This is a genomic window from Gordonia sp. GONU (assembly GCF_024733855.1).
In the GTDB taxonomy this organism is placed as follows: Bacteria; Actinomycetota; Actinomycetes; order Mycobacteriales; family Mycobacteriaceae; genus Gordonia; species Gordonia amicalis.
Window position 1 is genome coordinate 1 of the sequence record NZ_JANRHB010000035.1, and the last position, 16,381, is coordinate 16,381.

The window sequence follows — 16,381 nt, forward strand, 5'->3', positions numbered from 1 at the left end:
GTATCGGACGGGTGATCGGGTGCGGTGGTCGGGTGTGGGTGAGTTGGAGTATGTGGGGCGTAGTGATTTTCAGGTGAAGTTGCGGGGGCAGCGGATCGAGTTGGGGGAGATCGAGTCGGTCTTGCAGACCGCACCCGGGGTGACCCAGGTCGTGGTGTCCGTCATGGAGCTGCCGGCCGGGGAACAACTCGTCGCACACCTGACCGGTCCGGACGTCGACCTCGACACCGTCCGGACCGTTGTCGAGAAACTGCCCGGCTACATGCGTCCGACCTCATGGGTGATCCTCGACGAGATGCCGTCGAACACCGCCGGCAAGATCGACCGCAAGGCACTCCCGCTACCGGAGTTCGCAGCCGACGAGTACGTCGCCCCCGCCACGCCCGTCGAGTCCGCCGTCGCCGAGATCGTCGCCGACGTCCTCGGCGTCGAAGAGATCTCGGCCGGTACGAGCTTCTTCGACGCCGGCGGGAACTCCCTGGCGGCAACCCGTCTCGCCTCTCGACTGGGACGTGCACTCGGTGTCACCGTGACCGTTCGTGACGTGTTCGACGACCCGACGGTTCGTGGTCTCGCGTCTCGCATCGAGGCGTCGGACGATGCCGTCGCGGCACCCGGTTTCGCGACGGACGAGCGGCCGTCCGGACCGTCGCCCCGGCCTGCGGTCCTGCCGCTCTCCGGTGCGCAACGTCGCATGTGGTTCATCAACCAGTACGAACCCGAGGTCGCGTCGTACGTCATCCCGTTCGGGTTCCGGATTCGGGGACGGGTCCGCGCGGAGGACGTGCGCGCCGCGATCGGTGATGTGGTCGCGCGGCACGAGATCCTCCGGACCACCTATCCGATCGGACCGGATGGCAGACCGCATCAACTCATCGCCGACGACGGGGAATTCGACTGGCTGGTCGTCGATTCCGACGCCGAGGCGCTGGCCGTCACCGCGGTGCCGTACGACCTGACCCGTGACCGGCCGCTGCGGGCGCGCCTGCATTCCGACGCGATGGATGGTGCGCTGCTCGTCATCGCAGTCCACCACATCGCCGCCGACGGGGCGTCCGGCCCTGTCCTGGCCCGAGACCTGCTCACCGCCTACGTCGCCCGGCGAGACGGCCGCGCGCCGGACTGGGCGCCGCTGCGTCGCCAGTACGCCGATCACGTCCTGGAACTCGGCCACGGCGACGCGAACGCGGCCGCACGGCGGCAGTGGTGGGCGGACCACCTCGCCGGCGCGCCCGCGCTCCTCGATCTCCCGACCACGTACCCGCGACCGGCGACCCGCGAGACACGCGGCGCCACGGTCGACTTCACCATCCCGGGCCGGACCGCCCTGGCCGCCGACGAGCTCGCACGTGCCACCGGGACCAGCACGTTCATGGTGCTGCACGCAGCCCTCGCGGCCCTGCTGGGCCGGCTCTCCGGGAGCGGAGACATCGTCATCGGCACCGCCACCGCGGGACGCGACGGCGAGACCGACGACCTGATCGGCATGTTCGTCAACACCGTCGCACTGCGCAGCCGGGTCGCGCCGGAAGCCGGTTTCGCCGACCTGCTCGGCGAGATCCGCGACGGCGACCTCGACGCCCTCGCGCGCGCCGACGTTCCCTTCGACGAGGTGATCGACGCACTGGGCGTCGCCCGTGCGGAGTCGTACGCACCACTCGTCCAGGTCCTTCTCACGACCTCCGACGTCGCCGACACCGCAACGCTGTCCGGCGACCTGTCAGCGGAACTCGCCGGTCTCGACATCAGCCCGGTGTCCGTCGCGGACGACTCCGCCAAGTTCGACCTCACCGTCGCGGTCCGCACCGATCCGGTGGCGGGCGCCCCGTGGCGCGGCACCCTCACCTACGCCACCGACCTGTACGACGACGCCGACGTCCGGCGTCTGGCCGACCGCTTCGTCAAGCTTCTGGTCGCGGCGGTGGTCGACACGACCACGCCGGTCGGCGATCTCGACCTGCTCGCCGGAGACGAGGACTCGGGTCCGCTGAGCTCCGGTGACCCGGACCCGATCGTCGTGCTGCTTCCTGATCTGTTCGCCGCCGCCGTCCGGTCGCGCGGCGACCACCCGGCCGTCATCGATGACCTCGGTACCTGGACGTACGACGAGTTGGACAACGCCAGTTCTCATCTCGCCGCCGAATTGGTCGAGCAGGGCGTCGGCCCGGACGATGTCGTCGTGTGCGCGCTGGGACGGTCGGCACGGGCACAGCTCGCACTGTGGGCGGTCGCCAAGACCGGGGCGGTGTACTGCCCGGTCGATCCCCGCTATCCGGCTGAACGCATTGCCCGCGTGGTGAGCGCGGCACGCGCGCGGGTGGGTCTCACCGACGGCTCGGTGGAGACTGCCGGCGAGGACCTGGTCTGGTTGCGTCTCGACGCCGACCGTGCCGCCGCACTCCGGTCCCGAGATCATCGGCGCCCGCCCTCGATTCGACGCCCGGTGCACCCGGATGACGGTGCGTACATGATCTTCACCTCCGGTTCGACCGGTGTGCCCAAGGGGGTGCTGGTCACCCACCGTGGCCTGGCGGGAGTGGCCGCGGTGCTCCGCGACCGTCACGGCTCGGGACCGTCGTCCCGATGGCTGGGCATCAGCTCACCCGCCTTCGACGCCGCGATCCTCGAGGTCCTGGGCGCCTACGGCAGCGCGGCGACCCTCGTCGTCGTACCGCCGGAGATCTACGGCGGACGCGAACTGGCGGAGTTCATCACGACGCACCGCACCACGCACGCGTTCCTGGTGACCTCGGTGGCCGCCTCACTGCCCGATCCGGCGTCGCTGCCGTTCACCAACGTGCTCGTCGGCGGCGAAGCCGTCCCCGACGCCGAGAAGGACCGGTGGGCCGGCCACACCTCCTTCCACAACGGTTACGGGCCCACCGAGACGACCATCATCAGCGTCACCTCGCCGGCGATCGGCGTCGACGAGTCGGTCCGGCTGGGTCGTCCCGTACCCGGCGTCACCGCACACGTCCTCGACGGGCGACTCCATGCGGTGCCGCCCGGCGTCGTCGGCGAGCTGTACCTCGCCGGTGGTGAGCTCGCCCGCGGTTACCACGAACGGCCGGCGCTGACGGCGGAGCGTTTCGTGCCGGCACCGTTCGGATCACCGGGTACCCGGATGTATCGCACCGGCGATCTCGTCCGTCGTTCGCGCACCGGCGAACTGACCTACGTCGGACGGAGCGACTTCCAGGTGAAGCTGCGAGGTCAGCGACTGGAGCTCGGGGAGATCGAGGCGACCCTGACGGCTCACCCGGCCGTCCGCAACGCCGTGGTCGTCGGCGTGGGCGACCCGGTCACCGAGCTGGCGGGTTACGTCGAACCCTCCGTTCCGGGCGTCGGCCTCGAGATCGCGCACCTCCGCGAGCATCTGGCCGCACAGCTGCCGCCGTACATGGTTCCCGCGCGTCTCTGTGTCCTCGACGAACTCCCGCGCAATCCCGTCGGGAAGATCGACCGCGGCCGGTTGCCGGAGATCGACACCGACGACGCGGCCGGCGCCCACACTCCGCCGTCGGGTCACACCGAGCGAATCCTCGCCGCGATCGTTGCTGACGTCCTCGGCCTCGAGAAGGTCTCGGCCACCGCGGATTTCTTCGACATCGGCGGAAACTCGTTGTCGGCGACCAGGTTGAGCGCGCGTGCCGGAGATCGATTCGGCGTCCGGCTGGGTGTCCGCGACATCTTCGAGTTCACGACGGTGCGCAGACTCGCCCGCCGCATCGACACCGCATACGACTCCGAACCACCACCGGCACCACTGGTCCGAGTCGTCGATCGGCCCGCTCGGATCCCGCTGTCGTATGCGCAGCAACGTCTCTGGTTCCTCAACCGTTTCGAACCGGATTCGGCCGCCTACACCATCCCGATGGCCGTGCGGCTGCGCGGTGCGCTCGATTCGTCGGCGCTGTTCGACGCCGTTGTCGATGTGCTCGCGCGGCACGAGATCCTGCGGACCGTCTTCCCCGCCGACGCGGGTGAACCCTTCCAGCGAATCCTGACCGTCGACGACGCCCGCGCGGCGTTGCGGTGGGATTCCGACACCGTGGCCGCCGACTCGCTCATCTCCGCTGACATGGGGGAGCTGTCCACCATGCTCGGTCCGCCCGGGTTCGACATCACCACCGAGATCCCTTTGCGTGTGCGGCTTCTGGGCGTGGCCCGGGGTGGCGAAACGGACGACGCCGAACACATCCTGGTGATCCTGGTCCACCACATCGCGGCCGACGGCGAGTCGATGCGACCGGTGCTGTCCGATCTGTGGACCGCGTATCGCGCGCGCGCCGAAGGACATCCACCGGCGTTCACCGAACTCCCGGTCCAGTTCGCCGACCACGCACTGTGGCAACGACAGACACTCGGCGACGTCAACGCGTCGGACTCGGTCCTCGGGACGCAGGTCGGGTACTGGGTCAACCGGTTGTCGGGCCTGCCCGACCTCCTCCCGTTGCCGACGGACCGTCCGCGGCCCCCGGTCGCCTCCCAGCGTGGGGGACGCGTGACCGCGGCGATCCCGGCCGACCTCGCCGCTCGCATCTCGGCCTCGTCCCGGGACCGCGGGATCACCGACTTCATGACGATCCATGCGGCGCTGGCGATCCTGCTGGCCCGGCTGTCGGCGAGCCGTGACATCGCGATCAGCACACCGGTCGCCGGTCGTGGCCACGCGCATCTCGACGACCTGGTCGGCATGTTCGTCAACACCCTGGTCCTGCGCAGCGAGGTCGACCCGGCCCTCGACGTCCGCGACTTCCTGGACCGCGTCCGGATCGACGACGTCAACGCGCTCGCCCGCGCGGATGTGCCGTTCGACTACCTCGTGGACCGGCTGTCCCCGGCACGGTCGGAGGCGTTCGCCCCGCTGAGTCAGGTGATGTTGTCGGTGCTGCACGCATCCGCCACCCCGGCGACCGCCGGCGGAGCCGGCACCACGGCGACGGCCGGGGCGCTCGGTGCACTCCGGCTGGACCCGATCGCGGTGTCCACCGGGACGACGCAGCTCGACATGACGGTGGCGGTCACCGTCGACACGGGTGGGGCCTGGCCGGTCGAGATCGTCTATGCCACCGACTTGTTCGACGCGTCGACGATCGAGGTGATGATCACGCGGCTGGTACGGGTGCTCGAGGCGCTCACCGCACACGAGATCGATGATCGGCCGGTCGGCGAGATCGATCTCGCCGACGATGCCGAACGCGCACGGATCGCCGAACTGGTCTCCGGTCCGCAACTGTCCGTGCCCTGGTCGACCGTCTCCGATGCCGTCGACGTGGCGGCCCGACGTGCACCGGATGCGGTCGCGCTGGTGGCGGGCGAGCGGACCTTGACGTACGCGGAGTTCACCGCCCGGGTGTCCGCCCTGGCGCACCGGTTGGCGGACCACGGCGTCGAGCCGGATTTCGCCGTGGGCGTGTGCATCCCGCGGTCCGTCGAGCTCGTCCTGGCGATCCACGGCGTGGTCGCCGCCGGTGGTGGTTATGTCGTCATCGATCCGGCGACGCCACCGGAACGTCTTGCGGCCATGATCGACGCCGCGTCGATCTCGGTGATCCTGGCCGCCGACCCGCGGCCCGAGGTCCTGGTCGGCGTCGCGCCGGAGGTGCTGGTCGTCGACTCGGAAACCCCGGTCGCGGAAGCCCATGTCGCCGAGGTGTCCCGCACCGCATTCCGTCGGGTGGTGAATCCGGACAACGCGCTCTACACGTTGTTCACCTCGGGTTCGACGGGAACGCCCAAGGGGGTCACGGTGAGTCACCGAGCGGTGCTCAACCGGCTCGCGTGGATGCACGTCCGGGAACCCCTGAGTGCCGACGACGTGGTGATGCTGAAGACCCCGGCCACCTTCGACGTGTCGGTGCCGGAGCTGTTCGCGCCGCTGATGGCCGGAGCCAGGCTGGTGATCGCCGAAGACGGCAGGCACATCGACCCGGCCTACGTTCTGGACGAGGTCCGGCGACGGCGGATCACGTCGATCCACTTCGTGCCGTCGATGATGGCGGCTTTCGTCGAGTACGTCGGAGACGACGTTCGGCGGCGTGCGGCCCTGGCGTCGTTGCGCCGTGTCCACGCCTCGGGTGAAGCGCTGCCCGCGGCCACCGCGCATGCGATGCGTGCCCTCGTCCCCGATGCGCGCGTGGACAACCTGTACGGGCCCACCGAGGCCGCGGTCGAGGTCACCGCACACCGGCTCCGGCCCGACGACGTGACGGTCCCGATCGGCCGGCCGATCGCGAACACCACGACCTGGGTCCTGGACGACCGGCTGCAGCCCACGCCGATCGGGGTCATCGGCGAACTCTACGTCGGCGGCGGCCAGCTGGCCCGCGGATACGCCTCCCGACCGGATCTCACCGCCGAACGATTCGTCGCGGATCCCACCGGCGGCCGGGGTGGCCGGCTGTACCGGACCGGAGATCTGGTGCGGTGGAACGCGACAGGCGAACTCGAGTACCTCGGTCGCGCCGACTTCCAGGTGAAGCTCCGCGGGCAACGCATCGAGCTGGCGGAGATCGAGTCGATCCTCGCCCGGATCAGCGGAATCAGCCACGTCGCGGTCACCGTGCGCAGCGGAGCCTCGGGTGAGGTCCTCGTCGGATACCTCGCCGGCGACGTCGACCTCGACGCGGTGCGGACACGCGTGGGCGAGACCCTGCCGCAGTACATGCGACCGACCCAGTGGGTGGTCCTGGACGAGGTTCCGCTGACGTCCACCGGCAAGCTCGACCGCCGGGCCCTGCCTGCACCGACCGCGGTGACGACCGAAGTCGTCCCGCCGGCCGACGGGATCGAACGTGCCCTCGCGGGGGTCTTCGCCGATGTCCTGGCGGTCGACGAGGTCTCGGTGACGGTGTCGTTCTTCGACCTCGGCGGACACTCGCTCGCCGCGATGCGCGTCGTGGCCGGCGTCGCCGAACGTCTCGGCGTCGACATCGACATCCGCGACATCTTCCGTGCACCGACCGTCCGAGAGCTCGCCCGGACGTTGACCCAGCGGCGACTCGCGGCTCAACCGCTGCGCCACCGGCCGCGTCCGGACCGGATTCCGCTGTCGTATGCGCAGCAACGGATCTGGTTCATCAACCAGTTCGACGTGACGTCGCCGGTGTACAACATGCCCGTCGCCTTCGATGTCCACGGCGACCCGGACCTCGACGCGCTGCGTGCGGCCCTGCTCGACGTCGTGGCACGCCATGAACCTCTGCGAACCGTGTACCCGATGTCGCACGACGGTGTGCCCGAACAGCTCGTCGTCGACGCAAGTGCGGCGGCCGCCCTTCTGCGGTGGGACGAGGCAACCGGGATCGACGATGCGATGGCCCTCTGCGGCGAGGGATTCGACGTCACCACCGAACTGCCGATCCGGGTCGCGACGGCCACCATCGAGGGCGGCTACCGCGTCGTCGTGGTGATCCATCACATCGCCGGTGACGCAGCCTCCCTGCAGATCCTGACCACGGAACTGTTGGGTGGATACCGACAGCACACGGCGGGAACCGACCTCCCGGTGCCGGACCCGCTGCCGGTCGGCTACACCGACCACACCCTGTGGCAGCGCGAGACCCTCGGCGACCTTGACGACCCGACCTCGCTGATGGCAGCCCAGTTCGACTACTGGTCCACGGTGCTCGGCGGCATCCCGGCGGCGCTCGATCTCCCCACGGACCGTCCGCGGCCGCCCGTGGTCGACCATCGGGGCGGGCGACTGCCGATCGATCTCGGCCCGGAACGCAGCAGCGCGGTCGCCCGCGCCGCACGAGCGTCCGGCGTGACGCCGTTCATGGTGTGCCATGCCGCATTCGCCGCGACCCTGGCCAGACTCGCCGACGTCGACGACGTCAGCATCGGTGCCGCGGTGTCGGGTCGTGGGCAGGCCGCGACCGCGCGGATGATCGGCATGTTCATCAACACCGTCGTCCTGCGCACGACGTTCGGTCCCGACGACACCGTCGCCGATCTGCTCGAGCAGGTGCGGGAGACGGATGCGGCGGCGTTCGCCCACGCGGACATCCCGTTCGAGACGCTCGTCGAGCGTCTCACCCCGGTACGGTCGACAGCGCACGCACCTCTCGTCCAGGTCATGATCAACTACCTCGCGGACACCACCGGCGGGTCAGCCGAACTGCCCCTCGCACAGTTGGGTGAGGTAGACGGGTTGCGTGTGCAACCGGTCGATCCCGGCCCGCCGCCGGCGAAGGTCGACCTGACTCTCGGACTCGCCGAGACGAACACCGTCGACGGGATGGTCATCGCCGGTGAGATCGACTACGCGGCAGGGCTCTTCGATCCGGAGACGGTCGCGGTGTTCCGCGACGTCTTCCATCGCATGGTCGATGCGATCACCGCGGACGTCCCGACCGCCACGGATCTGGGTGAGATCGATCTGGTCACCGACGACGACCGTCGTCGACTCCGTTCTCCGGATGCACCGGGCGTCGTCGTCGATCCCGCCGGGCGACTCCTGCCGCCGCGGATCCCCGGTGAACTGCGTAGATCCGACGCGACGTCGGACGATTCCTCGACCGGACTGCTCGCACGGTGGCTGGAAGACGGTGGCGGACCGCGGATCGAGGTTCTCGGCCGCCTCGACCGTCAGGCCCGGATCGGTGGGTTGCGGGTCGATCTCGACCAGGTCGAGAGGATGCTCGCCGATCTCGACGGTGTGCGGTCGAGTGGCGTCGTCTCGATACCGTGCGCCGCCGGTGTCGAGATCCACGGTTGGGTGAGCGTCGACGCCGACATCACGGCGGACGATCTTCGTCGATCTGCCGTGGAAAGCATTGCCCCGCATTGTGTTCCGTCGACACTGACGATCGTCGACGAGATCCCGGTCGATGACGACGGACGGCCCGACCATGCGCGGATGTCGACGATGATCGGCACTGCCGCTCGCGATGCGGATGTCCCGGAGCGGCCCGAGGCGCCGGTCGGAGAGTGGGAGGTGCTCGTCGCCGAGTGCATGTCCGGAGTCACCGGCGTCCCGGTCACGACCGCGGTCCAGGGATTCTTCGACGTCGGCGGAACATCACTGTCCGCGGTGCGGCTCGTCGCGGAACTCCGCCGCCGCACCGGCCTTCCGGTCGAGGTCGCCTGGGTGTTCGCCGGGCCGACTCCTCGCGATCTCGGTGCGCGGCTGGCCGCACACCGCGACCCGGAACGCGCCGGTGGCCCCACCGCTGCGGCAAACGGCGGAGTCGTCGTGCCGCTGCGGCGCGAGGGAAAGCGGAGCCCGGTCTTCTGTGTGCATCCCGCAGACGGGTTGGCGTGGTTGTTCGGCGGTCTCGCACCCCACCTCGACGACCGGCCGGTGTACGGACTCCAGGACCCGTACGTGGTGGCCGGCGACCTCCCCGACGCCACCGTGCACGACCTGGCCGTGCGCTACGTCGACGAGATCCGGCGCATCGCCCCCGACGGCCCGTACCATCTCGTGGGTTGGTCGATCGGCGGTCTCATCGCGCAGGAAATGGCCGTCGAACTGCGTTTGCGCGGTGCGGAAGTCGGCGTCCTCGGATTGCTCGACAGCTTCCCGGCCGACGATGCCGAGCCGGCGACCGTCTGGACCGACGACGGGGAGATGTCGCTGGACATCGATGCGCGTGAGCTGGCCGCCGAGCTGCTCGGCGGCTGGCGAGCGGTCATCGACGTGGACGAGCTCGTCGACCCCGCCCATCCGGGGTCCGTCGCGCCGGAGACCATCGCGGCCGCGATCCGGGACAAGGCCATCGGACTCGGCCTGCTCGATGCGGAATCCTTCGACCGGATGCTGCAGCGTATGACGAGTTCTGCGGAACGCACCATCGCCCACCGGCCGCGACCCTACGACGGCGACGCGATGCTCGTCGTCGCCACCGACGGCGAGGAGGACTCGACCGACGAGGCGCCCAACCGCTGGGCGCACTACCTGAGGGGTGACATCACCCGCATCGACATCGACACCGACCACCTCGGGATCGTCGGCAGCCAGGCGCTGGCGGAGTTCGGTCCGCGGATCGACGCGGCGCTCAACGACGCGGAGTCACGGCGCCGGTGACGGCCGGCAGGTCGGAGAGCACCTTGGGAAGAGGGTCGCCGTGAACGACCACGAGTCGCTGCGTCGCGCGGGTCAGTGCGACGTACAGATCGCTGAGACCCCGCGGTGACTGCGCGATGATCGCGGCCGGTTCGACGACGATCGTGGTGTCGAACTCGAGACCCTTACAGGTCCGGACCGTGTAGACCTTCGGGGTCTCGACGTCAGTCGCGTCGAATGCGTCCGGGTCCAGCGCGGCGTTCACCGCATCGAGAAGGGCGTCCGGGACGACGACCGCCGTGAGCCCCTGGGGTTCGGCCAGGTCGACGGCACGCAGGACACCGGTCGCGATGCTCTGCGCATCCCCGGCATCGGTCACCGGGATCGCGACCGGCTCGACACCGTTGCTGCGCAACGAGGTCGGCGCGGTCTCACCGTTGCCGATCTCGTCGAGGACACGCGCGGCGTAGGTCATGATCTCGCTGGGCGTCCGGTAGTTCACCGACAGTTCCTTGAACTGCCAGCGCTTGGCGACGTAGGGCTCGAGCACGTCACCCCACGACCGGGTTCCCGCCTCGTCGGAGGTCTGTGCGGTGTCACCGATGATGGTCATCCATCGGTTCGGGATGCGGCGCATCACCATCCGCCACGCCATCGGCGAGAGCTCCTGTGCCTCGTCGACGATCACATGGCCGAAGGTCCAGGTGCGGTCGCCGTAGGCGCGTTCGGCGGTGGTGGCGCGCCGGGTCTCGGTCTGGCGCGACGCCAGCTGTTCGGCGTCGATCAGGTCGTAGGCCATCAGGATCTCGGGATCGAGCTCGTCCTCGAGATCCTGTGGGGCCGAACCGGTCAGGATGTCGAGTGCGTCCTGGGCCTCGGCGAGCCGGCGACGCCAGCGGGCGCGCTCGGCACGTTCGGCGTCGTCGGTGCCGTACCCGATGAGTTCGGCCAACTCGTCGAGCAGCGGCACGTCGGCGGGGGAGAAGTCGTCCCCGGTGGTCGAGTACGTGCGCGGTTCACGCAGCAGGGCCGCCCGGTCCGCGTCGGACCAGCCGGGCGTGGCCTTGCGGATCGCACGCTCGTCGGTGAACAGCTCGCGCAACATGTCCTGCGGAGTCAGGGTGGGCCAGTATTTCAGCAGCGCCGCGCGGATGTCGGGGTCGCCGCTCATGTCGTCGCGGATGTCGGAGATGTCGGCGGGGCTCAGGAGCTGAGAACCGTCGAGCAGACTGGAGCCGATGGTCGAGGCGTGCCGCGCCGCGAGTTCGGCGAGGCCGGCCTTCAGGAAGGCCCTCTGGGACTGGTTGTGTGCACGCCGGGTCGCACGGGCCTTGGCACGCGCCGCCTTGATCAGGGCGGAGTCGATCTCGACCCGATAGCCGTCGAAGTCCACCGGTTCGGGACGGGACGGCAACGACTGCTTCGCGCGCACAGCGCGTTTGAGGACGTCGACCATCCGGAGCCCGCCCTTGACGCCGGCGGTGAACCGCGGGTCCTCGCTCCGTGCCCGCACGCCGGGGAACAGGTCGCCGATCGTCGATAGCAGGACGCCGGATTCGCCGAGCGACGGCAGGACCTGGCCGATGTAGCTGAGGAAGTCGTCGTTCGGTCCGATGATGAGAATGCCACTGCGTGAGAGGATCTCGCGGTGCGTGTACAGCAAGTACGCGGCACGGTGCAGCGCGACGGCCGTCTTGCCGGTGCCCGGACCGCCCTGGATGACCGTCACACCGCGGTGTGTCGACCGGATGATGAGGTCCTGCTCGCGCTGGATGGTCTCGACGATGTCGGTCATCTCGCCGGTGCGCGCCGCGTTCAGGGCGGCGACGAGAGCGGATTCGTTGACGACGTCGCCGTGGCCGAAGTCGTCGAGCAGGGCGTCGCCGGCGGTCAGTGATTCGTCGCTGACCCCGCGGACCCTGCGGCTGCGGGTCCGGATGTGGCGACGGCGGGCGACGTCCTCGGGGGCGGCCGGCGTGGCCAGGTAGAAGGGGCGTGCGAGTGGGGCCCGCCAGTCGAGCAGCAGCGTCGCGTCGGTCGCGGTGTGGTCGTGCGTCCCGTCGTCTCCCAGACCGTCGTCGAGGACACCGATGCGACCGATCCGCCGGATCTCGCCGTCGTCGAGGTCGAGGCGGCCGAAGTACAGGTTGTGTTCGGCGGCATCGAATTTCGCGAGATCCTCGTTGTACATCCGCTCGTAGGACTCACGTTCCGACCGTGCCTGCGGGGTTCCGCCGCGCTCGCTCAGGGTCGACGACAGGCGCCGCTGGGTGGTCTGCCGCATCCGGTCGAGACGGCCGTACACCCGATCGAGGTGCTCCTGTTCCTCGCTGATCCGCGAGTCGGTGTCGGTGTCTGGGGACAAGGCGGTCACGCCACACCTCCGCGCGCGTCGACGGGCCACCCCGGCCGTGCCAGCCCGGCGTCCTTGATCAGCCCGGTGATCCGTGCCGCGTGGTCCGGGGTCGCCAGTCGCGCGCAGACCTGTGGCGTCGAACCCTGAAGGCCGGGGTCGTGCAGATGCTGGTCCAGCCATCCGACGACGCGTGCCTGGCTGCCGAACGGCAGCGGCGTTCCCGTCGCGGGGTCGGCGAGGACTCCGTGACGCGACACGTAGATGTCGAACTCGTCCGGAGTGGCGGGACCGTCGTGGGGCAGCCGAGGGTCTCCGAGAATGAGGGGATGGTCGTGCGTGTTCACTGTCCGTCGATCGTAGTTGGGTTCGGTCAGGTCCAGCGCCTCGGTCTGGAGCGGTGACAGCCAGGCCGCCACCGTTTCCCATGTGCCGTGAGCTGTGCGAACAGGTGCCGCAGGGATGTATCCGCGGACTGCGACGTGGGCGGAGTGACCGACTGTGATGTTGGCGACCCGCACACGCCGGAGGTGGAGGAGGCCGGCAGCGTCGAGGTGTCCGAGTTTGCGGCGGAGGACGCTCGGCGCCGCGTTCGAACCGACCGCGACCACCAGACGCGTACCCGGAGGCGGGAGCGATGGGACGTGATCGACCACAACGGACGCGGACACCCAGGGATAGTTCTCTGGAGGGTGTGCCGCGTCCGCGTGGTGATCGGTGGTGGTCAGCGTCGTACTCGCATCCGGCTACCGGGCAGGACGGTCAGCCGCGCGCCTTGCGCCAGCGCTTGCGACCTTCGTCCGCGGTGTGCGATGCGGTTTCCTCGGCGGCGGCCGCGAGTTGCCGTGCGGACTCGGCGAGTTCGGCCGAACGGGCGCGGGCGAGTTCGGCGAACTCGGCCGAGCGGTCCCGGGCGAGTTCGGCGAGTTCGGCCGAGCGGTCCCGGGCGGCGTCGGCGATCTTCGGGGCGTTCTTCTTCGCCTGCTTCGTAGCCTTCTTCTGGGCCTTCTTGGCCTGCTTTGCCAGCTCCGGCCCGCGTTTGCGGGCGGTCTCAGCCAGGTCTGACGAACGTCCCACCGCGGCATCGGCGAGCACTGGTGCGCGATCCCGGATACGTTCGGCGACCTCAGCGGCAGTATCGGCGGCCTTACCCGCGAACTCTGCGGAGCGCTTCTGCGCCACTTCGGCGATCTCCGGTGCATGCTCGCGGAACTTCGCTGCGGCGTCCACCGAACGTTCGGAGACGAGGTGTGCGCCCTTGCTCAGGAGTTCGCCTGCCTCCGCGGACCGCTCGCCGACGACCTCAGCCCCTTCGTGGGTGCGCTCGACGAAGGTCTCCCAGGCCGACGATCCGGCGGACGCGCCGATGGGCAGCGCAGCAGCCACCGCGGTGGCCTTCTGCCGGCCGCGCCACGCGAGCGACGGCTTGCCCTCGGTGTCCACCGCCGCCAGCAGCACGCCACCGAGCAGGCCGACGTTCTTGATGAATGCGTTGCGCTGAGCTTCCTTGCGGACCGGATCGGCCTCGTTCCAGAAGTCCGTGCCGGCGGCTGTCGTCGGGATCAGCGTGCCGACCAGCACCACCGAGGCGAGACGCGGGAACTTGCCGGTCGCCAGCAGGATGCCGCCACCGATCTGCGCCGCGGCGTTGATCTGCACGAGGGTCTCGGTGTTCTCCGGGACCTTGTCCGCGACTTCCGGCGGGAGGGCGGTGCGTGCCTTGTCGACGAGCGGCGCCGCGGACTGCGCGATCGGTTTCGGGCTCCGGATGGCGTCGACGCCACTGGCGACGAACGCAGACGCGAGGAGCGGGCGGGCGATACGGCGGAGAATCATCGGTCACAACCTTCTTCGATCGAGTGCGGTTCGAGATCCGTCTGGGTACAGCGCGTTTGTGCCTGATCAACGCTACCCGCCCTCCGGATCCATGCAGGTGAATCGACTCTTCGTGATCCGGTCGGGAACATCGGGATCCCGGGGTCACGTTTGACAGAGCGCTTCGAGAACCAGGTATCCGGAGGGGGCGAGGCTCAAACCTGACGCACACCCACCCCAGTTCCGTAAACCCACCCCCTCCGAAGGGTCGGGTTTACGGAACGGGGGTGGGTCAACCGGAATGTCACCAGCCGCTGAGCGCCGTGCGCGTACCGCGTTTCTCTCGTCGAGGCGACGGGTAGTGACAGATGATCCCGGGTCGCTGACCGACTCGATGCCGCTGCACATCGCACATGGCACATGAAGGGAGCAAACGTTGGGTGATCATCATTGGACTGCTTCCGGATGGGAACAACAGCCCGCTCCGTCTTCAGAGACCGATCCAGTCTTGGTGGGGACGCCTAGGTGGTTGTTGGGTACGGCGATCGCGGTGGGTGGGATCGCTCTCGCCGTTTCGGTCAGCATGGAATGGGGACACGTCAGCGCCTCGTTCTTTGACGATGGAACGCGCCTCGTTGCGACCGCATCCTTGAACGGACTCGGTGAGGCGACTGTGGCGGTGAAAGATGTCGACCCTCAGACCGCCGAGTTTGTCGAGGGGAACGCAGCGGACGCGCTCGAAGAGGCCACCGGACGTGCCGGAGTGTGGGCGCTCATTGTCGGTTTCCTGATCGCTGCCGTCGGCCTCGGATATCTGCGCACCCGTTTCCGCCTCGGGAGCGCGATCGGAGTGGCGGTTCTTGCGCTTGTCGGTTTTGTGGTCTCGGTTTCTCAGATCCTCAACCCGAGGACGGCGGTGTTTGATGACGACCCGGGCTGGTATGACGGGGACTTCTCGGCCGGCAGCGGACTGGTCCTCTCGTGTGCTCTCAGCCTGGTCCTGATCGGCCTGGCTGCTGCCGCCCTGGTTATCGACATCATCAAAACGAGAGCCGCGCCTGAGGTTCCCGTGGTAGCACCCACGCGACGCGCCGCAGAGTTCAACCGCCCGAGACAAGGGCGACCCGCGCCCGTCCTGAGGCAGAAACCGCGCGCACCCGGCACGGCGTCCTCGCTCGGGTCCAGGGCAGCGGCGTTCGGGTCGGACTGGGTGCTGTTGGGCCTCGGATTCGTGGTGGTCATTGTTGTCACCGAGATCGTCGCTTCGACGTTGCTGGAGAGCACCGCAGCCCGACTCACCTGGTACATCGGGGCTGCGGTAATCATCGTGGTGGCACCGATGTTCTACTTCGCCCTGTCCGAGGCCTACACAGGACGCACCGCAGGCAAGTGGCTGCTCGGGCTGCGCGTGGTTGGTCCTGGTGGCCTGCCGTCACTGTCGGAAGCGTTTCGACGGAACTGGGTTCACGGACTGTTCCTCCTGCTCCCGGTCTACCTGATCGTGCTGGCGGCGCTGGCTGTCGAATTGCACGGAAACCCCGATCAACATCCCACGAGCGAGGGGCTGCAGAGCAGACTCGGCGAGACCCGGGTGGTCCTGGCATCGAAGGGTGACGCACGTGCGCCGGTTCGCCGTCCGAAGCTCGCACCGTGGATTCTCGGGGCGGCGGCAGTGCCCGTCCTGATGTTCTGTGTCGCGCTCGCCGACGTCGGTGTCCAAGTGGCGAATGAGGCTCGTTCCTCGGGCCCGGACCGAGAATCCACCGCTGCGTCGCCGGCGCATCGGACGGCGGCGCCTACCAACACAATGCCGGACAACCGCGCCCCGTCGACTGAGGAGTCGGAACCGACCATCCCGGGGACCAGTGTCCGAGGATTCGAAGGGGTCACCGGAGGAACCTGCGACAACACCGACCGGGCCGTACTTCTCGGTCGGACACCGGAATCGCTTGTCATCGTCTGCCGGTCAGACGGTGGCCGTCTCTATTACAAGGGTGTGCGGCTCAGTGATATGGGGCTTATCGAAATTGACGACCCGCTGCTAACCGAACGCGGGTACATCGTCACGAACGGAGACGTCCGATACGTGATCGACATCGAGTCGCTGACGATCACGCAGGGCGGCGAGGAGTTGGGCCGAGAACCGATGCTCGAGTTCTGGCGCGAATCACCCTAGTCGTCTCTAGGGTCGCCCGGGT

At 68.9% G+C, this 16,381-nt stretch carries 5 protein-coding genes; 2 read left to right on the forward strand and 3 right to left on the reverse strand.

The window, feature by feature from the left end:
- Positions 1-10,036 (forward strand): non-ribosomal peptide synthetase (locus NWF34_RS21405; protein WP_258326020.1); only part of this gene is annotated, 10,036 nt, incomplete at its 5' end.
- On the opposite strand, the gene NWF34_RS21410 is transcribed toward NWF34_RS21405, so the two are convergent.
- The 3 genes from NWF34_RS21410 to NWF34_RS21420 all read right to left on the reverse strand — a co-directional run bounded on the left by NWF34_RS21410 (position 10,008) and on the right by NWF34_RS21420 (position 14,204).
- Positions 10,008-12,389: an AAA family ATPase gene (locus NWF34_RS21410; protein ID WP_024499508.1), complete on the reverse strand. Its 2,382-nt coding sequence runs from the start codon at positions 12,387-12,389 to the stop codon at positions 10,008-10,010. The genes NWF34_RS21405 and NWF34_RS21410 overlap by 29 nt on opposite strands.
- The gene (locus NWF34_RS21415) at positions 12,386-13,039 is read right to left on the reverse strand and encodes a hypothetical protein (RefSeq protein ID WP_159406237.1); all 654 of its coding nucleotides are present in this window, start codon (positions 13,037-13,039) and stop codon (positions 12,386-12,388) included. Before NWF34_RS21415 ends, NWF34_RS21410 begins: the two co-directional genes overlap by 4 nt.
- A 91-nt stretch (positions 13,040-13,130) precedes the next feature.
- The gene (locus tag NWF34_RS21420) at positions 13,131-14,204 is read right to left on the reverse strand and encodes a DoxX family protein (RefSeq protein ID WP_024499510.1); all 1,074 of its coding nucleotides are present in this window, start codon (positions 14,202-14,204) and stop codon (positions 13,131-13,133) included.
- 652 nt (positions 14,205-14,856) lie between these two features.
- Between NWF34_RS21420 and NWF34_RS21425 the strand changes: the two genes are divergently transcribed.
- Positions 14,857-16,359, forward strand: a complete 1,503-nt coding sequence (locus NWF34_RS21425; RefSeq protein WP_258326021.1) for an RDD family protein — start codon at positions 14,857-14,859, stop codon at positions 16,357-16,359.
- Positions 16,360-16,381: the final 22 nt, after the last annotated feature.

Excerpts from the sequence above, each read along its gene's own strand:
- NWF34_RS21420 (WP_024499510.1), bottom strand. The coding sequence starts at position 14,204 with ATGATTCTCCGCCGTATCGCCCGCCCGCTCCTCGCGTCTGCGTTCGTC.